The organism is Bradyrhizobium betae, assembly GCF_050632175.1.
Classification (GTDB): domain Bacteria; phylum Pseudomonadota; class Alphaproteobacteria; order Rhizobiales; family Xanthobacteraceae; genus Bradyrhizobium; species Bradyrhizobium betae_B.
In genome coordinates, this window is record NZ_CP192576.1 from 4,132,196 (window position 1) to 4,151,503 (window position 19,308).

Annotated in this window: 16 protein-coding genes and 1 pseudogene; 6 read left to right on the plus strand and 11 right to left on the minus strand. The window is 65.6% G+C overall.

Going from position 1 to position 19,308, the window contains the following annotated elements; genetic code table 11:
- The first annotated feature begins 13 nt into the window (after nt 1-13).
- On the plus strand, nt 14-178 hold the full coding sequence (locus ACQ86E_RS19920; protein ID WP_168213508.1) for a hypothetical protein: 165 nt from the start codon (nt 14-16) through the stop codon (nt 176-178).
- Nucleotides 179-302: 124 nt separating this feature from the next.
- Here ACQ86E_RS19920 and ACQ86E_RS19925 read toward each other — a convergent pair whose 3' ends face one another.
- The 3 genes from ACQ86E_RS19925 to putA all read right to left on the minus strand — a co-directional run bounded on the left by ACQ86E_RS19925 (nt 303) and on the right by putA (nt 5,425).
- Nucleotides 303-950, minus strand: a complete 648-nt coding sequence (locus tag ACQ86E_RS19925) for a glutathione S-transferase family protein (protein WP_431201431.1) — start codon at nt 948-950, stop codon at nt 303-305.
- Nucleotides 951-1,103: 153 nt separating this feature from the next.
- Nucleotides 1,104-2,309, minus strand: coding sequence for a CaiB/BaiF CoA transferase family protein (locus ACQ86E_RS19930; RefSeq protein WP_431201432.1), 1,206 nt, complete (start codon nt 2,307-2,309; stop codon nt 1,104-1,106).
- Between the two features lie 116 nt (nt 2,310-2,425).
- Complete coding sequence (gene putA / locus ACQ86E_RS19935) at nt 2,426-5,425, minus strand: bifunctional proline dehydrogenase/L-glutamate gamma-semialdehyde dehydrogenase PutA (protein ID WP_431201433.1); 3,000 nt, start codon at nt 5,423-5,425, stop codon at nt 2,426-2,428.
- A 116-nt stretch (nt 5,426-5,541) separates the two neighbouring features.
- Here putA and ACQ86E_RS19940 point away from each other — a divergent pair, with 116 nt between their 5' ends.
- The gene (locus tag ACQ86E_RS19940) at nt 5,542-6,003 is read left to right on the plus strand and encodes an Lrp/AsnC ligand binding domain-containing protein (RefSeq protein ID WP_431201434.1); all 462 of its coding nucleotides are present in this window, start codon (nt 5,542-5,544) and stop codon (nt 6,001-6,003) included.
- Between the two features lie 170 nt (nt 6,004-6,173).
- Here the strand turns inward: ACQ86E_RS19940 and ACQ86E_RS19945 are convergent, their stop codons facing one another.
- The 4 genes from ACQ86E_RS19945 to ACQ86E_RS19960 form a co-directional block, all read right to left on the minus strand.
- On the minus strand, nt 6,174-6,374 hold the full coding sequence (locus tag ACQ86E_RS19945; RefSeq protein WP_008134691.1) for a cold-shock protein: 201 nt from the start codon (nt 6,372-6,374) through the stop codon (nt 6,174-6,176).
- A gap of 208 nt (nt 6,375-6,582) precedes the next feature.
- Nucleotides 6,583-6,885: a cytochrome c gene (locus tag ACQ86E_RS19950; RefSeq protein WP_431201435.1), complete on the minus strand. Its 303-nt coding sequence runs from the start codon at nt 6,883-6,885 to the stop codon at nt 6,583-6,585.
- A gap of 11 nt (nt 6,886-6,896) precedes the next feature.
- Nucleotides 6,897-8,096 (minus strand): molybdopterin-dependent oxidoreductase, encoded by a 1,200-nt coding sequence (locus ACQ86E_RS19955; RefSeq protein ID WP_431201436.1) that lies wholly within the window; start codon nt 8,094-8,096, stop codon nt 6,897-6,899.
- Nucleotides 8,097-8,232: 136 nt separating this feature from the next.
- Nucleotides 8,233-9,969 (minus strand): adenylate/guanylate cyclase domain-containing protein, encoded by a 1,737-nt coding sequence (locus ACQ86E_RS19960; protein WP_431201437.1) that lies wholly within the window; start codon nt 9,967-9,969, stop codon nt 8,233-8,235.
- Nucleotides 9,970-10,115: 146 nt separating this feature from the next.
- Between ACQ86E_RS19960 and ACQ86E_RS19965 the strand changes: the two are divergent.
- Nucleotides 10,116-11,704, plus strand: a pseudogene (locus ACQ86E_RS19965) (glycosyltransferase family 39 protein).
- A 134-nt stretch (nt 11,705-11,838) separates the two neighbouring features.
- On the opposite strand, the gene ACQ86E_RS19970 reads toward ACQ86E_RS19965, so the two are convergent.
- Entirely contained in the window at nt 11,839-12,867 is a 1,029-nt protein-coding gene (locus ACQ86E_RS19970; RefSeq protein WP_431201438.1) for a YcjF family protein, read from the minus strand.
- A complete protein-coding gene (locus ACQ86E_RS19975; protein ID WP_431201439.1) occupies nt 12,864-14,333 on the minus strand; it encodes a YcjX family protein in 1,470 nt (489 codons plus the stop codon). Before ACQ86E_RS19975 ends, ACQ86E_RS19970 begins: the two co-directional genes overlap by 4 nt.
- A gap of 178 nt (nt 14,334-14,511) precedes the next feature.
- On the opposite strand from ACQ86E_RS19975, the gene trhA reads away from it, so the two are divergent.
- On the plus strand, nt 14,512-15,207 hold the full coding sequence (trhA, locus tag ACQ86E_RS19980; protein WP_431201440.1) for a PAQR family membrane homeostasis protein TrhA: 696 nt from the start codon (nt 14,512-14,514) through the stop codon (nt 15,205-15,207).
- Between the two features lie 47 nt (nt 15,208-15,254).
- Nucleotides 15,255-16,049, plus strand: a complete 795-nt coding sequence (locus tag ACQ86E_RS19985; RefSeq protein ID WP_431201441.1) for an SDR family oxidoreductase — start codon at nt 15,255-15,257, stop codon at nt 16,047-16,049.
- A gap of 101 nt (nt 16,050-16,150) precedes the next feature.
- Here ACQ86E_RS19985 and ACQ86E_RS19990 read toward each other — a convergent pair whose 3' ends face one another.
- Nucleotides 16,151-16,606: a MarR family winged helix-turn-helix transcriptional regulator gene (locus tag ACQ86E_RS19990; RefSeq protein ID WP_431201442.1), complete on the minus strand. Its 456-nt coding sequence runs from the start codon at nt 16,604-16,606 to the stop codon at nt 16,151-16,153.
- A 75-nt stretch (nt 16,607-16,681) separates the two neighbouring features.
- On the opposite strand from ACQ86E_RS19990, the gene ACQ86E_RS19995 reads away from it, so the two are divergent.
- The gene (locus ACQ86E_RS19995; RefSeq protein WP_431201443.1) at nt 16,682-17,458 is read left to right on the plus strand and encodes an SDR family NAD(P)-dependent oxidoreductase; all 777 of its coding nucleotides are present in this window, start codon (nt 16,682-16,684) and stop codon (nt 17,456-17,458) included.
- An 87-nt stretch (nt 17,459-17,545) separates the two neighbouring features.
- Here ACQ86E_RS19995 and mdlC read toward each other — a convergent pair whose 3' ends face one another.
- Entirely contained in the window at nt 17,546-19,168 is a 1,623-nt protein-coding gene (gene mdlC / locus ACQ86E_RS20000; protein WP_431201444.1) for a benzoylformate decarboxylase, read from the minus strand.
- Between the last annotated feature and the right edge of the window lie 140 nt (nt 19,169-19,308).

Consider the following 19,308-nt stretch of genomic DNA (forward strand, 5'->3'; position numbering starts at 1 on the left):
ATTTGGATGACCCATGACGGATACCAGCGGCGCCAACAAGGAGCGCAATCTCGAGATTGCGCGAAATGAGGAAGCCAAGCAGGTCGCTGGCAGCGCTCGCGTCAGCATCTCGGCCATCGTGGCGGTCGTGATCGTCGGCGGGATCCTGTTCACGCTCGGCTGGCTGGCGCTGAGGTAAACCGTACTGTCTCGTCATGCCCGGGCTTGTCCCGAACATCCACGTTCTCGTATCAGCGTTTCAGACCGTGGATGGCCGGGACAAGCCCGGCCATGACGGCATCGAGAGTTTGGCGCGAGCACCATCACGTCGCGTAGTTCGTCATCCGCTTGCCGGGCAGCAGATCATAGGCCGGCTTCCAGCCGGGGAGTGCGGCCATGCGGCCGAGCCAGGCGTGGACGGCGGGATGGCTCGCCGCGAAATCAAAACCGTGCTCGTCGCTCGGATAGTGCAGATAGGCCATCATCGAGATGTCGGCGACCGTCGGCCGCGCGCCGATCGCGAAGGCATTGTGCTGCAGGTGCCCGTCGAGGATGCCGAGGAAGTCCTCGAGCCGCCGGCGGAAATGCTTCAGTACCTGCGGATCGTTTTTCTCGGTGAAGGCCCGCATGAAGCGGTACGTCGCCATGTAGCCGGTGAGCTTGTGGTTGTCCCAGAACAGCCAGCGCAGCAGCTCGAATTTTTCCTCCGCCGTCTCGGCGCCGAACTGCCCGTACTGCTCGGCGAGCTGCAGCAGAAGCGGCGCGGTCTGCGTCATCTTCAGGCCGTCGATCTCGAGCACGGGAATTTCGCCCATTTCGTTGACGGCCTTGCGCCACTCCGCCGTGCGCGTGACGCCGCCGCCGAAATCGGTCCACACCGGCTCGAACGTCTCGCCGCAAAGCGTCAGCATCAGCGCCAGCTTGTAGCTGTTGCCGGATTCGGGAAAGTAATGCAGGCGGTAGCTGGGCATGGGACCTCACGAGGCGGGAAGCAGGCGTGAGTTATAGCGAGATCGTTCGGCATCGTCATTGCGAGCGCAGCGAAGCAATCCAGCAATGCATCCGCGGAGGGATTCTGGATTGCTTCGCTGCGCTCGCAATGACGAGGTTAGGACGGTGTGCTCCTACCCTACCGCCCCCGAACCCCGCAGCTGCTTGATCGCGGCTTCGTCGTATCCCGCCCCGCGCAAAATCTCGTCACTGTGCTCGCCGACGCCGGGCGGCTTGCGCGGCTGGACCTTCCTGGTGCCGTCGATCCAGATCGGGCTGGAGATGGTGAGCATGGTGTCGTTCTCGAACGGCACCAGCACCTCGTTGTCGAGCATCTGCTTGTCGTTCGGGATGTCGTCCAAAATGCCGACGATGCCGAACACGAGGCCGTTGCCGTCGAGGAGCTTGCGCCATTCGGCGAGATCCCTGGTCGCAAAGGTCTCGTCGAAGATCTTGATCAGCTCGACCGAGCGGGCGTGACGATCGGCCTTGGTGGCGAAACGCGGATCGGTGATGAGGTCCTCGCGGCCAAGGCACCTGGCCAGCGTGGGAAACTGCTTCTCCTCGCTGAGCAGCGACAGGATCAGCCAGCGGCCATCCTTGCATTGATAGTGGTTGGCGACCGCGTTGAGCGCGCGCTCGCGCGGTCGTCGCTCGGCGAACTTGGCGCCGCATAGCTTTGCCTGCGCCAGCACGCTCGCGGCCCACACCCCGTTCGCCATCAGATTGGAAGCGACATGCGAGCCCTTGCCGGTCTTCTCGCGCTGATAGAGCGCGGTGACGATGGCCCCGTAGAACGCCATGGCGCAGGGATGGTCACCCATACCGGCAACCGAGCGGGCCGGCGTGGTGTCGGTGTCGGCGCGGACGAGGTCCATCAGGCCGGAGCGCGCCCAATAGGCGTTGCTGTCGAAGCCGGGCTTGTTGGCCTCCTCGCCCTTTTCGCCATAGCCGGTGAAGGAGGCGTAGATCAGCCGGTCGTTGAGATGGGCGAGGTGGTCATAGGTGATGCCGAGCTTGGCGCGCACCGGCGGCGGCATGTTGGTAATGAAGACGTCGGCCTCTTCCACCAGCTTGTAGAGCACGGCCTGCGCCTCGGGCTTCGCGAGGTCGAGCGCGATGCTCTTCTTGTTGCGGGCCTCGAGCAGCCAGGCGAAATTATGCTCGCTGCTCGGATAGCCCGGAATGTTGGGCAGATTGCGGTAGGGATCGCCGGCGCCGGGCGGCTCGATCTTGACGACGTCGGCGCCGAAATCCGACAGCACGGTCGCGGCCGCGGGCGCTGCGATGAAGCTCGCGCAGTCCAGAACCTTCAGGCCTGCAAAAATGCCCTTTTCCATCGCGGCGTCGCTCCCTCGCTCTTGTTGTTTCCCGCGCGCTGGAATTGGCGCGGGCCAGATCATGGGAGCATTAGACCGATGTTTTGCCGGGATGCAACGGCGTCAGGCGCAGGGCTTCACGCCTCCCCCGCAAGCAGGGCCGCGTTGCCGCCTGCGGCGGCGGTGTTGATCGTCACGGTCTGTTCCGTCGCGAAGCGCGACAGATAGTGTGGTCCGCCGGCCTTGGGACCGGTTCCCGACAGGCCGTTGCCGCCGAATGGCTGCACGCCGACCACGGCGCCGATCATGTTGCGGTTGACATAGATGTTGCCGACCTGGACCCGGTCGATGATCGCCTCGACCGTGTCGTCGATGCGGGAGTGGATGCCGAGCGTGAGCCCGTAGCCGGTGCGCTCGATCGCGGTCAGGACGCGCTCGAGGTTTTCGGCGCGGTAGCGCACGACATGCAGGATCGGGCCAAAGACTTCCTCGGTCAGCTGGCCGGCGTCCTTGAGTTCGAAGATGTGCGGCGCGACGAAGCAGCCTTCCGGCGCGGTGCCGGCAAAGTGCAGCTTCGCCTCGGCCGTCATTCGCGCGATATGCGTATCGAGCCGCTGCTTGGCCTCCATGTCGATGACAGGGCCGACATGGGTTGCGACATCGGAGGGATCGCCGATTTTCAGTTCGCGCGCAGCGCCGGCGATCATCTCGATCATGCGGTCGGCGACGTCTTCCTGCACGAAAAGCAGCCGCAGCGCCGAGCAGCGCTGACCAGCGGAACGGAACGCGGACGTCACGACATCGTCGGCGACCTGCTCGGGCAGAGCGGTGGCATCCGCGATCATGGCGTTGATGCCGCCGGTCTCCGCGATCAGCGGCACGATCGGCCCGTCCTTGGCGGCGAGCGTCCGGTTGATGGTGCGCGCCACCTCGGTCGAGCCGGTGAAGACAACACCGGCGATATTCCGGTGTGCGGTCAGCACCGCGCCGATGCTTCCGTCGCCGGTGATGAGATGCAGCGCGCTCGTGGGGATGCCGGCCTCGTGCAGCAGGGCGACGGCCTCGCGCGCGATGTGCGGGGTCTGCTCGGCGGGCTTTGCCACGACGCTGTTGCCGGCCATCAGCGCGGCTGTGACCTGGCCGAGGAAGATCGCCAGCGGGAAATTCCACGGCGAGATCGCCACGAAGACGCCGCGGCCGCGCAAGGCGAGCGCATTGCTTTCGCCGGTCGGCCCCGGCATCGCCGTCTCGCTGCCGAACAGCTTGCGGCCCTGCGCGGCATAGTAGCGGCAGAAATCGACGGCCTCGCGCAGCTCGGAGAGCGCGTCGTCGAGCGTCTTCCCGCCTTCGGCTTGCAGCAGCGCGATGAAATGCGCGCCGCGGCTCTCCAGGAAACGCGCAGCCTGCTCCAGCGCGGCCGCGCGCGTGCCCGCCGGCGTCCGGCTCCAGGCGGCAAAGCCCGCGCGCGCAGCAGCCACCGCTGCGCTGGCCTGATCCGGCGTTACGTCCGCGATCGGCTTGAGGTCGGCCGTCTCCGCCTTGACGTCCGTCAGCAACTGGTCGAGCGCGGCACGCGCGCCGAATTCGACACCGCGCGAATTGGCTCGCTCCGGCGCAAACAGATCGGACGGCAGCGGAATCTTCGGATGCGCCGCCGCTTGCGGCCGGACGATGGCATCCGCGGGACGCTGCAACAGCGCCGGTACAGGCACACGATCATCGGCCGCCTGCGCCACGAAGGACGAGTTGGCGCCGTTCTCCAAGAGCCGCCGCACCAGATAGGCGAGCAAATCGCGATGGCTGCCGACCGGCGCATAGGTACGGCAGGCAATGTCAGGGTGATCCTTGACAAGCTGCTCGTAGAGCGCTTCGCCCATGCCGTGCAGGCGCTGGAATTCGAAGCAGCCAATGTCCCCGGCGAGTTCCAGCACGGTCGCGACCGTCAGCGCGTTGTGGGTGGCGAATTGCGGGAAGATGCGCGGCCGCAGGGCGAGCAGTTTTGCTGCGCAGGCGACGTAGTTCAGATCCGTCATCGCCTTGCGCGTGAACACGGGATAGCCGTCCAGCCCGCGCTCCTGCGCGCGTTTGATCTCGGTGTCCCAATAGGCGCCCTTGACCAGCCGCACCATGAGCTTGCGATCGTGGACGCGGGCGAGCGCATCGACATGGTCGATCACGGCGCTGGCGCGCTTCTGATAGGCCTGGATCGCCAGCCCAAATCCGTCCCAGCCGGCAAGCGAAGAATCGGCGAGCGTCGCCGCGATCACGTCGAGCGACAGCTCCAGCCGGTCGGCTTCCTCGGCGTCGACGGTGAAGTTGAGGTCATGCGCCTTGGCGCGCTGCGCGAGGTCCAGCAGTTGCGGCACCAGCTCGCGCATCACGCGGGCGTGGCTGACCGCCTCGAAGCGCGGATGCAGCGCCGAGAGCTTGACGGAGATGCCGGGCCGCTCGGGCAGGGGCTGGCTGCCCGCCGCCTTTCCGATGGTTTCGATCGCGCTGGCATAAGCGTCGAAATAGCGCGTCGCGTCGGCCGCCGTGCGCGCGCCTTCGCCGAGCATGTCGAAGGAGTAGCGCGGCTTCTGGCCGGGGCGCGGTCGGCCCCGCTCCAGCGCCTGCGCGATGGTCTCGCCCAGCACGAAATGATTGCCCATCAGCCGCATCGCCTGGCGCGTGGCGGTGCGCACCGCCGGTGCGCCCAGCCGCTTCACCAGCCGGCCGATGGTGCCGTCCGGCGTCTCGCCGGGCTGGATCACCCGTGCCGACAGGCCGAGCGCCCAAGCCGAGGCGTTGACCAGGAAGGCGGTGGACCTGGTCTCGTGGTGGATGAAATCGCCCTCGCCGAGCTTGTCCTCGATGAACCGGTCGGCGGTGCGCGCGTCGGGCACGCGCAGCAGCGCCTCCGCCAGCACCATCAGGGCGAGGCCCTCCTTGGTCGAGAGCGCGAACTCCCGCAGCATGTCCTCGACGCCGCCGAACCGGTCCTCGCGCTCGCGGATCGCCTCGATCAGCCGCATCGCGGTGCGGTCGATCCGCGCCTCTTGCGGCGGGCTGAGATGCGACGCCGGCAAGAGGCGCGCGGCGATCTCGGAATCATCGGGTGCGTAGGGGGCCGTGAAGGGAGGCGGGATGTTCGGCATGGGGCGTGTCCTGTGACCTGAACTCAGGATAAAGCCGGTGTGACCGTAGTTCGATAGACAAGTTAGCCATATTGCCTTAGGAACTTAACCTCATGAGTCTAATCGCCGGATAAAATATGGAACTCGATCGAATCGACCGCAAGATCCTCGCGATTCTGCAGCAGGACGGGCGAATCGCCAATGTCGAGCTTGCCGAGCGCATCGGGCTGTCGCCGACGTCGATCGGCGAGCGGCTGAAGCGCCTGCAGCGTGAGGGCTTCGTCGAGGGTTATGGGGCGAGGCTAAATCCGCACCGGCTTGGCCTCGGTTTACTCGTGTTCGTCGAGGTGCTGCTCGACAAGACCACGCCCGACAATTTCGACCGGTTCGCGCGTGCGGTGAAACTCGCGCCCGAGGTGCTGGAGTGTCACATGGTTGCAGGCGGCTTCGACTATCTTGTGAAGGCACGGCTTGCGGACATGACCGCCTATCGACGCTTTCTCGGCGAGACCCTGCTGTCGATGCCGGGGGTGCGCGAGACGCGGACCTATGCGGTGATGGAAGAGATCAAGCGCGACGCACCGTTGCCGGTGGAGTAACGAAATGCTGTCGCGATTGTCATTGCTGCGGCGTTGAACGAGCGGTCTTCAAAGGCAAAATAGCTATCCTCGTGCAGTCGCAACGCCCGTCGTCGAATGCACTTGCCGTCTTCTGAAATTTTCTTGGCCCGCTCCCGGTTCAATGCGGGAGGCAGCATAGGCTGTCGGGCTTATACCTTGAGGTTCTCTGCGGAGGTCTTGCCCCGGTTTGCGATCTCTTCGTATTCCACCGTCTGTCCTTCGTTGAGCGAGGACAGGCCGGCTTTCTGCACTGCCGAGATATGCACGAACACATCCTTGCCACCCGACGCAGGCTGGATAAACCCATAACCCTTCGTCGGGTTGAACCACTTGACCGTACCTTTAGCCATCACGACTTCTCCGCGGGTCTTCCTCCGAGATCTCGAACCGCCAGTCCCCGCCAACCGGCCGGTTCGGTCCTAATAAGATACGCGGAATGTTGCGGCCTTCATAGATCAAACCACATTGGCCTTTCGCCGAATTCCGCTCAACTTCGCGGCGTTTTTGCCTATTTTGCCCGTTTCGCGGTCAATCGGCCCGCGCGCCGCAAGCCAGCCGTCAATACGTCGCGGCCAGATAATCGACGATCTTGCCGACATCGGCATCGTCGATCGGCGCGCCATAGACCTTGATCATCTTGGTCACCTCGGCTTGCCAGAATCCCTTCTTGTCTTTCATCGGCGGCTGCGTGGCGATGTAGTCGGCCGAGTGGCACGCCGTGCAATTGCCCTGCACGACTTCGAGATTGGGGCCGGGCTTGAAGGCTGCGACCTCGTTGGGGAGCTGGTAGTTGACGGGCGCCGCGGTCACGGCACTGATGCCGGCCGCAACTGCGATGGCGAGGAGAACGGTGCGCTGCATGATCATTCTCCTCAGGCCACGGTGACGCGCGTGGTTTCGACGACGTTGCGCAGATAACCCGCGGGATTCCAGCGAGGCGTATCCGGCTGCGTCTCGCCGCCATTGCCAGTGGCGCGGACCTTGAGCTCGTGGCTGCCTGCCGCGAGCTTCACCGGCAGCTTCCATTCGCGGAACGAGTATTTGCCGAGGTCCTTGCCGAGCCTGGCGCTGGTCCAGGTCTTGCCGCCGTCGGTGGAGACCGCGACGTCCTTGATGCCCTTGCCGCCGTCGAAGGCGATGCCGCGTAGCGTTGTTCGTCCCGCCTTCAGCTTCGCGCCGTCGGGAACGCTGGTGATGAAGGAGCGGATGGTGAAGCGGTTGATCGGGATGGTTGCCTTTGGCGCCGTGCCGGGCTCGATCGCATTGTTCGGCGTATCCGGAATGCGATAGGCTGATTTCATCCAGAAACCGTCGAAGACGTTGTCTATGACGGTGATCTCGTTGAGGTGCTTGACCCAGTAGGTGCCGTAATAGCCGGGTACGATCAGGCGCAGAGGGAAGCCGTTGAGGAACGGCAAATCCTCGCCGTTCATGCCATAGGCCAGCATGACCTCGCCGTCGGTGGCGTGCTCGAGATCGAGCGCCTTGACGAAATCAGGCGTCTTGTCGCTGACCGGGCCGTCCATGCCGTTGAAGGTGACCTGTTTGGCGCCGCTCTGCACGCCCGCCATCTCCAGCACCGCTTTCAGCGGCACGCCGCGCCAGCGTGCATTGCCCATGGCGCCGTTGGCGAGCTGGCCGCCGGCGACGCGCGGCTCGACGAGGCCGCGGCTGTTGCCGGAGCACTGGTTGACGGCGACGATCTCCGTCGCCTTCATCTTCTTGATGTCCTTCAGCGACAGCTTCAACGGCTTGTCGACCTTGCCCTTGACCTCGAGCATGAACTTGTCGGGGTCGAGATTGTAGGGGATGTCCGAGAGATGGTAGCGCACGAAGAACGCGTTGTTCGGCGTGATCGGGCCGTCGTCGAACACAGCGAACGGCGTCTCGAGCTGCGGTGGACGGCTGGTCAGGCCGATCATCGGCCGCTTCTGCGGATATTTCACCAGCGGCCGCTCGCCATTGGCAAACGGAAGCGTGACGGTGTCGAGGGCCAGCGCTTTGGTGGAATTCAGTGTGGCCGCAACGGCGGCCAAGCCCGCTCCTTTGAGCAGGTCGCGTCGATCGAACATTCTGGTCTCCTCCCGGAGCTTTTCGTTGGATCGCGGTCATCACCGCAACCCTGCGCTCATCTGCCGCAACGATCGGGATGAAGTCAATTCGTGCTTTCGCAGCAGCCCCATGCCGTTGCGTTGCAACAAGCCGGTGTTACGCGGCAGCGTGCGCCCCGCGATCGACCAGCCCCGACAACTCCCTCGCATCCGCAACCACGCGCACGGCCATCGGTTCGTCGCGGCCGCGGATCGCGACGTCCTGCTGCGGCAGCGAATCGTCGGCAAGGCCGGCGGTGCGGCGGACTTCCTCCGAGACGATGGCTTCACAGGCCAGCGTCTTGGTCATGTCCTGGAGGCGGGCGGCGACGTTGACGGCATCGCCGAGCGCGGTGAAGACGATGTGATCGCGATAGCCGATGTCGCCGACGATGACCTCGCCGCCGTGAATGCCGATGCCGAAACGGATCGGCTGGCGCAGATCATGACTGAGGAGCCGGTTCAGCTCGTCGATGTTCGCGGCGATGCTGCTGGCCGCCTTCAGCGCTTGCCGGCAGGCGTCTTGCGGATCGGCCGACAGCCCGAACAGCGCCAACATGCCGTCGCCGACGAACTGGTTCGGCTGGCCGCCGTGCTCGATGACGGCCTGCGACACCGCGCCGAGGAAGCGGTTGACGATGAAGACGGTGTCGAACGGCAGTCGTTTCTCGGCGAGCTGGGTCGAGCCGCGCATGTCCACGAACAGGCTGACGAGATAGCGCTCCTGGCCGATTCGGGTCGGCGCCGAGGCATGCGCGTCGGCCGACACTGCCTGCGGCATGAAGAGCTGGAAGAAGGAGAGGTCGGTCTCCGGCCGCAACTGGCAGGCGAGCCGGATCGAGGGATCGGCGGTGCCGACACGGGCGAGCACGAAAGCCTCGCGCTGCGTTGGCTCGGGCAGGGCGGCATGGTCGCCGATCACGCGGATGCGGCAGGTCGAGCAGCGGGCGCGGCCGCCGCAGACGCTGGCATGCGGCAGATTGTGGCGCAGGCTTGCTTCCAGCACGGAGAGGCCCTTGGGCACGCGCACCGTCTTGCCGTTGCCGTAGGACAGCGCGATCATGCCGGCGCGGCGTTCGCGCAAGGCGCGCACGCCGCGCGCCGCGAACGCCAGGGCGAGCAGGCCGAGATAACCGATGGTGAGGCCGCCGGCGATGCGGTCGAGCGTGTCGGCCTCGGCGACTGTGCCGACCTGGCGGCGCGCCAGGTTGTGCGTGCGCCACTCCCCATCGTCGGCCTCGATCGCGACGCTGCGGCCGCCCTGGTAGATGCCGAGCAGTGCCAATGTCGGGATCAGTACGGCGGCCGAGAGCAGATAAGGCGCGGCGCGCACGAAGAACGGCTTGAGACGGAGCCAGAAATAGACGCCGATGCAGCCATGGATCCAGGCGATGATGAGCAGGGTCGTCATCAGCCAGAGCCGGCCAGGCGCCGCGACGAAGAACAGATAGAGTTCCTGCGGATACAGCTTCTCGTGTCCGTACAGCGTCTGACCGAGCCGCACCCCGATCACATGCGCCATGACGAGGGCGGGTATGCTCAGCCCCAGCACGAGCTGGAGCGGCTCGATCGTCCGCCAGCGGAACTGGCGGCGCTGATACAGCGCGTAGATGCCCAGGCCCATATGGATGAGCGCGGCGGTGTAGAACACGAGTGCTACGGGGAGGAACTGCCAGAACAGGGTATGGTAGATGACCCCGACCTCCATGGCGTCGACCGAGATATTGCCGAGCGCATGGTTGAGGAAATGGCTGACCACGTAAGCGAACAGGATGATCCCGCAGACCAGCCGCACCTGGCGGGCGCTGGTCGCACGGAGGAGTTCGGACAATTGTGCGAGGGCGGTGGTGGCCATGATTCGGTTGTATCAGTTCATGAAGGAGAACAGCCAGCCCGGTGTTTCATTCCGGGTGGGTGAGCGCGGGCCCGATCACATGCGCGACAGCGGTATGCGCGGCTGCCCGCATTGACTCCCCTCCCAGGTTGGCGAAAAGCGCGGCCGTGACGACAGCTTCCGACATCACCACGCCCCCGGCGGCGCCGCGCGCCGTCTCCTCGTCATGGCTGCGCTCGTGATCGCGGCGATGACGCTGCTCCGCATCGTCTACGCCTCAGCGATCGAGCTGCGCACCGACGAGGCCTACTACTGGACCTGGTCGAAAGAGACAGCGCTCGGCTTCCTCGATCATCCTCCGATGATCGCATGGTTCATCCGAGTGGGCACCGCGATCTTCGGCGACACCACGCTCGGTGTGCGCTTTGGAGGCATCGTCGCGATGCTGGTGACGCAACTGTTGCTCGCCGACATCGTCCGCCGCCTCACCAATGATGCGCGCGCGGTCATGTTCGCGGTGCTGATGCCGGAGGCCGCGCTTTATTACGGCCTGCTGATGGCCAAGGTCGCGCCCGACGTCGCCATGATCCCGTTTGCGATGGCGATGATGTGGTCGCTGGTGCGGCTGGCGCAGAGTGGCGACGGCCGCTGGTGGCTGGCGGCCGGATTGTTCGCCGGCCTGTCGATGCTGTCGAAATTCACCGCGATCATGTTCGCGCCGGCGGTCGCTGCGTTCCTGCTGGTGCCGGATTGGCGCTGGCGCTGGCTGCGCAGCCCTTATCCTTACGTGGCCGTGCTGGTCGCCATCGCGGTGTTTTCGCCGGTGCTGATCTGGAACGCGCAGCACGATTGGGCCTCGTTCCGTTTCCAGGGCGTGCGCGCCACCGCCAATTACGGCATTTCGCTACGGACGATCGGCGATTACATCGGCCTGCAATTCGGACTGGTCGGTTTCGTGATGTTGCCGGTGGTGTTGACCGGGCTGGTCACGACAGCATGGCGCGGCTATCGCGCACGCGAGCCGGTCGCGATCCTGTTGTCCACCGCGGTGCTGGTGCCGTTCCTTTATTTCCTCGCGAAATCGACGACGTTGAGGGTCGGCGACACCTGGCCGATGTTCATGTGGCCGGTCGGCTTCGCCGCCGCGGCGGTGAACCTCGTGATGCTGTCGCGTGAAAAGCGGTCGGCGCGGTTGATCCGGTCGAGCCTGTTCTGGCTCAACACGGCCGTCGTCTCAGGTATCGCTTTCGTCGTTATCGTGTTCCTCTATTACGTCGCCGCGCCCTGGAATCTTCTCGGCAAGATCGATCCGATCGGCGCCGAAGCCGGCTACGAGCAGGTCGCGGCACGTGCGCAAGCCGCGCTCGACGAGACCGGCGCGACCTGGATCGCCACTACGGACTATCGCACTTACGCCATGATGCGCTGGCTGTTTCGGGGCCGCGTTCCCGTGATCGAGATCAACGAGCGCGGCCGCTTCCAGGAGTTTGCCGATCCCGGCATGGACAGGATCAGGGGCCACGCCGGCATTTATATCGGCCGAGAGCCGGACGATCGTGCTCCGGTCTGGGATGCGATCCCCGCCAAACGCGAGCATCTTGGCCAGGTCGAGCGCCGCTGGCGCGGTCTCGTGATCGACACCTATGCGATCGAAAAACTGAGCGGCTGGACCCCGGAGCTGTCGCCGCCAAAGGACTCGCCGTTGTTCTGGTGGAAGGTGCTGGCGGGGGAGTTCGAGAAACGAGAGCTCGCATAGCTCTACTCTCGACCACAGTATCGTAGGGTGGGCAAAGCGAAGCGTGCCCACGTCTTTTGTCGAGTATTGGAAAGATGGTGGGCATGGCGCTTTGCGCCTTTGCCCACCCTACGGCACCGAGGCCGCGGATAGCGCTACGCCTCATCCTCCTTCTTCCGCAACAGATCCGTCGCCAGATCCGACAGCTTCGGCGGCGGCAGCGCCGCGAAGGGCAGTGGCCTTGTGACGTCGATCGCTGCCAATCCCAGCCGTGCCGTCAATAACCCATTGAGGATTCCCTCACCAAGCCGCTGCGACAGCTTCGCCGCGATGCCGTGGCCGAGCATCTGCTGCACCAGGCTGTCGCTCGCGGCCATGCCGCCGGTGATGGCGAGATGGGCAATGACGTGGCGGAGCAGGCGGATCATGCCGAGCGCGCCGGGCCGGCCGCCATAGAGATAAGCGAGCTGGCGGATCAGCCGCAGCGCGGCGACGAACACGAACATCACGTCGATCGCCGCGCGCGGGCTCACGGCCGTGACGATCGAGACTTTCTGCGCGGCTGACGAGACCAGCCGCCGCGCCTCCGCATCCAGCGGCGACATCAATTCGCGTTCGGCGAGCCGGATCATGTCGGCGCCGTCGATGATCTCGTCGGTATGGCTCTCCAGCGTGGCGCGGGCGCGCGCAAGCTGCGGGTTCAGGTGCGCGAGCTTGAGCAGATCCTGCACGATGACGCGGCTCTCCTTGCGGTCGTCGCTGGCAAGCACTGCGGTGGCGCGCGCATGCAGCTTCTCGATGGTCGCAAGGCGTGCGAGCCCGACGGCCTCGCGCCCGATCACGACCGCAAGCGCCAGCGCAGTAACGAAGGCAAAGGCAATTCCGACGTAGCCGAGCGTTTCGCTGCGTGCGAACAGATCCTCGATCAGATGGACCACGCCGAGCCCGGTGCCGAGCAGCGTCAGTCCGGCGAGCCCGGACCAGAACAGTGCGCCCCAGGGAAAACCGCGCCGCGCCGGCAGCGTGGCCTCGATCGGCACCGGCAGCGCCTGAGGATCGTGCTCCGGCGTGATCTGGATCGTGGTGCGGCCGAGTCGCGCCGCCTCGTCGGCTTCGGTGACGACGACGCCGGGATCGTCGAGCCGGAACGTCGCCGGCCGCCGTGGCGTGGATCGGTCGTTCATGACAGTTTGTCTCCGATCAGGAACTGCAGGGCCCGGTCGAGGCGGATGTGAGGCAGCGTCGGTTGGTCCGCGCCCACGCGTTCGAGCCTGGGCGGACGGAAGCGCAGGAAGCGGAAGTCGCTCTTACCGGCGGTTTCAGTCGACAGACCGCGGAACGTATCCGTGCCGTTGAAGAGCGCCTCGGGATCCAGAGGCAAATCGCCCGGAAAGGTCGCGACCTCGGTGTTGCCGTCGAAGAACTCGCCGCCCGCGCTTTCGCCAGCGGCCGGCGTTCCGAGGATCGACGGCAATTTGTCGCGGCCATGCGCGACCTGCGCTTCGCGCGTGGCGCGCACAGCGGCGAGCGCGACGACGTCGATCTGCGCCCCGGTATCTTCCGCGCGCGTCACAGCACGGGTGACCGCACGGCGTAGCACGGCCTCGAGCCGGTCGTGGCTCGAATGATGCAGATGATCGGCCTTGGTCGCCGCGAACAGGATGCGGTCGATGCGCGGGCGGAACAGGCTGGAGAGGATCGTGCTGCGGCCGATGTTGAAGCAGTCGAGAATGCCGGCGAGCGCGGCTTCGAGATCGTGCAGCGCCTCGGGTCCCGCGTTGAACGCGGCGAGCGCATCGGCCAGCACGATCTGGCGATCCAGCCGGGCGAAGTGATCACGGAAGAACGGCCGCACCACGACGTCCTTGTAAGCCTCGTAGCGGCGCACCATCATCGCCCACAGCGAGCCTTCCGGTGCCTGCCCGTCGATCGGCACGTCGAGCGGCGCGAAGGTCAGCGCCGGCGAGCCTGCGAGATTGCCGGGCATCAGGAAGCGGCCGGGCGGCAGCAGGCTCATCGCGAAGCGCTCGTCGCGGCAGGCGCGCAGATAGTCGGTGAACAGCTTTGCCGCCGTGAGCGTGGCCTGTTCGTCCTCGCGGGCCTCGGGCTTGAGCGTTGCAAGATGCGCGTGCCACTCCGCGGCAACGTGCGCGCGCGGCGCCTCGCGTGACAGCGCCAGGCTCTCAGTGGACCATTGCTCAAAGCTCTTTTGCAGCAGCGGCAGGTCGAGCAGCCATTCGCCGGGATAGTCGACGATGTCGAGCGTCAGGGTGCGGTCGGCGCCATTCGGGCGCTGATAGTCGATCACGAGGCGCAACTCGCTGATGTCGACGGTCGAGCTCGGCCAGAGCCGTTCCTCGATCAGTGCGTGCAGATGGCTTTCATAGGCAAAGCGCGGCACGGCATCGTCGGGCTGCGGCGCCAGATTGGCCCGCGCGATCCGGCCCGAAGCATAGGCCTCGAACACCGGAAACCGGCCGCCGCGGGTGAGGCCATGGATCAGCGCGGTGATGAACACGGTTTTACCGGCCCGCGACAGGCCGGTGACGCCGAGCCGCACCGTGGGATTGAAGAAATGCTCGCCATAGTCGATCAGCGCCCGGGTCGACAGGCGTGCTTCCTCGACCATATCCTGAAAGGTGAATGCCATATGAACGCTGGAAATCCCGGGCGGGAACTGTGAGACTGTTCACAAAAGTGGCAATTGCATTGGGAAAATCAAGCTTCATACTTCCACCGCCATTGTCTGCAAATCAACCGATTGAACGACGCGCCGGTGCCGAAAGACCCATAAGAGAGGGCATTGTCTTTAGCCTTTACGGATTGTCATGACCGTCTTCCAACTGAAGCAGCTTGCCTCTGATTCCGTCCATGCCGCGGCCGACGCGATCGGCTGGCACTACGACCGCGCCGAACTGATCGCCGACGGCATCATCCACGCCATCGGTGTATTGTCGGGGATCATCGCCGCGACGGTCCTGGTGGTGCTTGCGGTGGTCTATGCCGACGCCACCAACATCGTCGGCGTCTCGATCTATGTCGCCGGCCTGCTCTCGATGCTGGTGCTGTCGGCGACCTATAATCTCTGGCCGGTTTCGCCGGTCAAATGGCTGCTGCGGCGGTTCGATCATTCCGCGATCTATCTTCTGATCGCCTCCACTTACACGCCGTTCATCCTGGAGTTGAAGGACAGCGTGTTTGCGCTGGTGCTGCTCGTCTGCGTCTGGTGTGTCGCGATATCGGGCATCGTGTTGAAGCTTCGCTTTCCCGGCCGGTTCGACCGCGTCGCGGTCGGCATCTATCTCGCGATGGGATGGAGCGGCATCATGCTGTACGACGCCGTGGTCAAGGCGCTGCCCGCGCTGGTGCTGGGCTTCATCCTTGCAGGCGGGCTGCTCTACAGCTTTGGCGTGATCTTCCACGCCTGGCGCCGGCTGCGCTTCCAGAATGCGATCTGGCACGCCTTTGTCTTGGCCGGCGCGGCATGCCATTATACCGCGGTGCTCGACCTCGTGTTGAGCTGATCCCATCCGCGAAGCGGTACAAGACAAATAAGAAGAGGAGACGTCGCATGCAGGTGACCGGCAAGGTCGTGGTCGTCACGGGCGGCGCCAACGGCATCGGCAAGGCGATGTGCGAGGCCTTCCACGCCGCCGGTGCGGCCAAGGTCGTGGTCGCCGACATGGACGCCGACAATGCAAGGGCGGTCGCGGCCACGGTGGACGGCGCAGCGTTCAAATGCGACGTCGCGCAGGAAAGGGACATTTCCCACGTCATCGAGGAGACCGAGCGGCAGTTCGGCCCGATCGCATTGTTCTGCTCCAACGCCGGCATCGGCGGCGGCTTCGATCCGATGTCCGTCAATGCCGGCGGCGCTTCGGATGAGCCGTGGCAGCGGAGCTGGGCGATCCACGTCATGGCTCATGTCTATGCCGCGCGGCATCTCATCCCCCGCATGAAGACGCGCGGCGGCGGCTATTTCCTCAACACGATCTCCGCCGCGGGCCTGCTCTCGCAGGTCGGCAGCCCGGCCTATTCCACCACCAAGCACGCCGCGGTGGGCTTTGCCGAAAATCTCGCGATCTCGCACCGGGCGGACAACATCAAGGTCTCGATCCTCTGTCCGCAGGGCGTCGACACCAACATGCTGCGCTCGATCCCCAAAGGCCCGCAATCCGGCGATGGCGACCTGACGCCCGAGCAGGTAGCGAAAGACGTGCTCGCCAGCCTCGAGCAGGAGACGTTCCTGATCCTGCCGCACCCGCAGGTGCTCGGCTACATGCGCAAGAAGACCGAGAACTACGACCGCTGGATCGGCGGCATGGCCAAGATCCAGGCCAGGATGCGGGAAGAGTTCGGGAAGTAGTGGTGAGTCCGTAGCCCGGATGGAGCGAAGCGCAATCCGGGGCCGACTCGCGTGTGGCAAGAACCCCGGATTGCGCTTCGCTCCATCCGGGCTACGGCACCTCACGCCGCGGACTCATTCTCCACCCGACTCTCCCTCAGCGCCCGCGCATAGAGCATCATCCCCTCGCGCACCGTGCGCTGCTCGGCCTCCGTCAGCACCGCCAGCGCGCCGCTCACCTGCTGTCGGCCGAAGGCGTGCAGCGCCTCCATGGTGTGCCGGCCCCTCGCCGTCAGCGACAGCCGCTTGCTGCGTGCATCGAGCTCGTCCGGCGTCTCCCGGAGCTCGCCGCAATCGATCAGCTTGCGCACCAGGCGACTGACGCTGGATTTCTCCAGCCGCAGGAAATCGCCGAGGTCGCCTGAAGTCATCGGCCCGCGGATTCCGATCTCCAGGATGGTGTGCACGGCCGAGGGCGGATAGTCCGACGCCGCCACCGTCGCATCCATGAAACCGAGCTCGCGCACCATCAGGCGCGAGGCGGCGCGGATGTCGTCGATCAGCGAAAGCCCGGCCATCTTGACTCCCTGAGCATAGTTGTATCATACAACTATATGCGCGCAACGGAGCGCGCAAGCGTTTTGGAGTGAGCCATGAGCGTGACCGAGTCGTCCGGAATGCGGATGAGAGGCAAGGTCTGCCTTGTCACGGGCGGCGGCAGCGGCATCGGCCGCGCCACGGCCCTGCGGATGGCGGCCGAAGGCGCGGAGGCGATCCTCGTTGCGGGCCGGCGCGAGGCCGAGATCGACGCCACCGCCGCGGCATGCCGTGAGCTCGGTGCGAACGCGATCGCGATCCAGACCGATATCACGCGAGAGGACGACGTGGCCCGCCTCGTCGGCACGGCGATCGAGCATTGCGGCCGGCTCGACGTCGCCTTCAACAATGCCGGCTTCCAGGAGCGTCGCGCGCCGCTGGAAGAGCAGGGCATGGAGATCTACGACAGCGTCTTCGACACCAATGTCCGCGCTCTGTTCCTGTGCCTGCGTCATCAACTGCCCGCGATGCTGGCGCAGGGGCGCGGCAGCATCGTCGTCAACGCCTCCGTCAGCGGCATGCGCAATCCCAATCCCGGCTTTTCGCTCTATTCGGCCTCGAAGGCCGCCGCGATCTCGCTGACCCGTTCGGCGGCAATGGAGAACGCCCCGCGCGGCATCCGCATCAACGCCATCGCACCCGGCCGCGTCGTCACCGACATGATGCTGCGCGCTGGCGTCGGCGATATCGCGACAGTGAGTGCAGGTCTGCCGTTGCGGCGGATGGGGAGCCCGGAGGAGGTGGCGGAGGCGGTGGTGTGGCTGTCGTCCGACGCGTCGTCATACGTCGTCGGGCATGTGCTGGCGGCAGATGGGGGCTTTCTGGCTTCGTAGCCCGGATGGAGCGAAGCGTAATCCGGGCCGACGCGCTTGCGGCACGATTCCCGGATTGCGCAGCGCTCCATCCGGGCTACGGCACCGTCAATGCTTCTGCCCGTACAACACCGGCACCGCCGAATCCACCACAACTTCCACCAGGCTCGTGCCCTCATGCGCCATCCCGCGCTTCAGCGCCTCGCCGAGCTCCGCCGCCTTGCTCACCCGCACCGCGTGGCAGCCCATGCCTTCGGCCAGCCGCACGAAATCGATCCCCGGCAGCTCCAGCCCCGGCACGTTCCGCACCTGCATCACCTGGCTGAACGAACGCATCGCGCCGTAGCCGGAATTGTTGATGACGACGATGGTCAGCGGCAGCTTGCGCTGCGCGGCGGTCCACAGCGCCTGGATCGAGTACATCGCCGAGCCGTCGCCGATCAGGCAGACGGTGCGGCTGTTTGGCTTGCCGAGCGCCATGCCGACGGCGGCGGGCAGCGAATAGCCGAGGCCGCCGCTGGACATGGTGTAAAAACTGTCCTGGCCGGGCATCGGCATGAACTTCTGCATCGCCGGCCGGTGCGAGGGCACTTCCTCCACCAGTGAGGCGCCATCGGGCATGGCCTGCGACAGCGTATGCAGCAGGAACTCCACTGGCAGCGGATCGCCGGCCTGCGGTGCTGGCGGCAGCGTGCGTCCCTTCGGCGCCGCGCGCTTGCTCTCCGGCAGCAGGTCGAGCAGCAGGCTCAGCGCGGGCTTCATCGTCGCGATGATGCTGGTGCCTGATGGCGTCACCGCCGCCGCATCCGGATCGTCCGTGATCTGGAAGATGGTCGTGCCGCCGTCGAAGATCGCGGCGTGGCCCTCGACATGGAAGGTGAACACCGGCGCGCCGACGACAACGACGAGATCGTGCTCGCGCAGCGCATCGGAGAGTTGCGCGGGCGAGGCGTGCAGGAAGCCCGCGAATTGCGGATGGCGTTCGGGGAACGAGCACCGCGCCGAGAACGGGCTGACCCAGACGCTGGCCCTGGCCTTCTCGGCCACGCGCACCATCAGATCGACCGCGCCGGCGCGATCGACGCCGGGGCCGACGACGAGAGCAGGGTGCTTGGCCGACCCGAGCGCTGCGACGAGCGCCTTCATCGCGTCAGGCTCGGGTCCGATCTCGCGGCTGACCTTGCGCGCCTCGATGGGCGCTGCGGCATGCGCCCAGTCGTCGACCGGGATCGACACGAAGGTCGGCCCGCATGGCGGTTGCATCGCCGTGTAATAGGCGCGCGCGATCGCGGCGGGCACGTCCTCGGGCCGCGCCGGCTCGACGCTGTACTTCACATAGGGCCGCGGAAACTCCGAGGCGCGTTCGGCATAGAGAAACGCCTGCAAGGGGAGGATCGAGCGCGCTTGCTGGCCGGCGGTGATCACCAGCGGCGTCTGGTTGCGATGCGCGGTATAGATGTTGCCGAGCGCGTTGCCGACGCCGGCCGCCGAATGCAGATTGACGAAGCCGGCATTGCGCGTCGCCTGCGCGTAGCCATCGGCCATGCCGACCGCGGAAGCTTCCTGCAGCGCCAGCACGTAGTCGATGTCGTCTGGCCAGTCGCTCAGGAACGGCAGCTCGGTCGAGCCGGGATTGCCGAACACCCTGTCGATGCCGAAGGAGCGCAGCAGGTCGAGGGTCGCCTGCTTGACGGTGACGGACTTGGTGCCGCTTTTGCCGTTCTTGGCCATGGTTTCCGTCCCAGTTGTTTATCGATGCTTTCTGCCTCACCCGTGATTGCGAGGAGTCCTTGCGACGAAGCAATCCAGAATATCTCCGCAGAGGGATTCTGGATTGCTTCGCTGCGCTCGCAATGGCGAGGAGAGAGCGG

Bases quoted from the DNA above. Each gene is read 5' to 3' on its own strand.
- ACQ86E_RS19945 (WP_008134691.1), bottom strand. From the start codon at position 6,374: ATGGCTAAAGGTACGGTCAAGTGGTTCAACCCGACGAAGGGTTATGGG.
- ACQ86E_RS19975 (WP_431201439.1), bottom strand. From the start codon at position 14,333: ATGGCATTCACCTTTCAGGATATGGTCGAGGAAGCACGCCTGTCGACC.
- ACQ86E_RS19930 (WP_431201432.1), bottom strand. From the start codon at position 2,309: ATGGAAAAGGGCATTTTTGCAGGCCTGAAGGTTCTGGACTGCGCGAGC.
- ACQ86E_RS19950 (WP_431201435.1), bottom strand. From the start codon at position 6,885: ATGCAGCGCACCGTTCTCCTCGCCATCGCAGTTGCGGCCGGCATCAGT.
- putA (WP_431201433.1), bottom strand. From the start codon at position 5,425: ATGCCGAACATCCCGCCTCCCTTCACGGCCCCCTACGCACCCGATGAT.
- ACQ86E_RS19985 (WP_431201441.1), top strand. From the start codon at position 15,255: ATGCAGGTGACCGGCAAGGTCGTGGTCGTCACGGGCGGCGCCAACGGC.
- ACQ86E_RS19940 (WP_431201434.1), top strand. From the start codon at position 5,542: ATGGAACTCGATCGAATCGACCGCAAGATCCTCGCGATTCTGCAGCAG.
- trhA (WP_431201440.1), top strand. From the start codon at position 14,512: ATGACCGTCTTCCAACTGAAGCAGCTTGCCTCTGATTCCGTCCATGCC.
- ACQ86E_RS19920 (WP_168213508.1), top strand. From the start codon at position 14: ATGACGGATACCAGCGGCGCCAACAAGGAGCGCAATCTCGAGATTGCG.
- ACQ86E_RS19990 (WP_431201442.1), bottom strand. From the start codon at position 16,606: ATGGCCGGGCTTTCGCTGATCGACGACATCCGCGCCGCCTCGCGCCTG.
- mdlC (WP_431201444.1), bottom strand. From the start codon at position 19,168: ATGGCCAAGAACGGCAAAAGCGGCACCAAGTCCGTCACCGTCAAGCAG.
- ACQ86E_RS19960 (WP_431201437.1), bottom strand. From the start codon at position 9,969: ATGGCCACCACCGCCCTCGCACAATTGTCCGAACTCCTCCGTGCGACC.
- ACQ86E_RS19955 (WP_431201436.1), bottom strand. From the start codon at position 8,096: ATGTTCGATCGACGCGACCTGCTCAAAGGAGCGGGCTTGGCCGCCGTT.
- ACQ86E_RS19995 (WP_431201443.1), top strand. From the start codon at position 16,682: ATGAGCGTGACCGAGTCGTCCGGAATGCGGATGAGAGGCAAGGTCTGC.
- ACQ86E_RS19970 (WP_431201438.1), bottom strand. From the start codon at position 12,867: ATGAACGACCGATCCACGCCACGGCGGCCGGCGACGTTCCGGCTCGAC.
- ACQ86E_RS19925 (WP_431201431.1), bottom strand. From the start codon at position 950: ATGCCCAGCTACCGCCTGCATTACTTTCCCGAATCCGGCAACAGCTAC.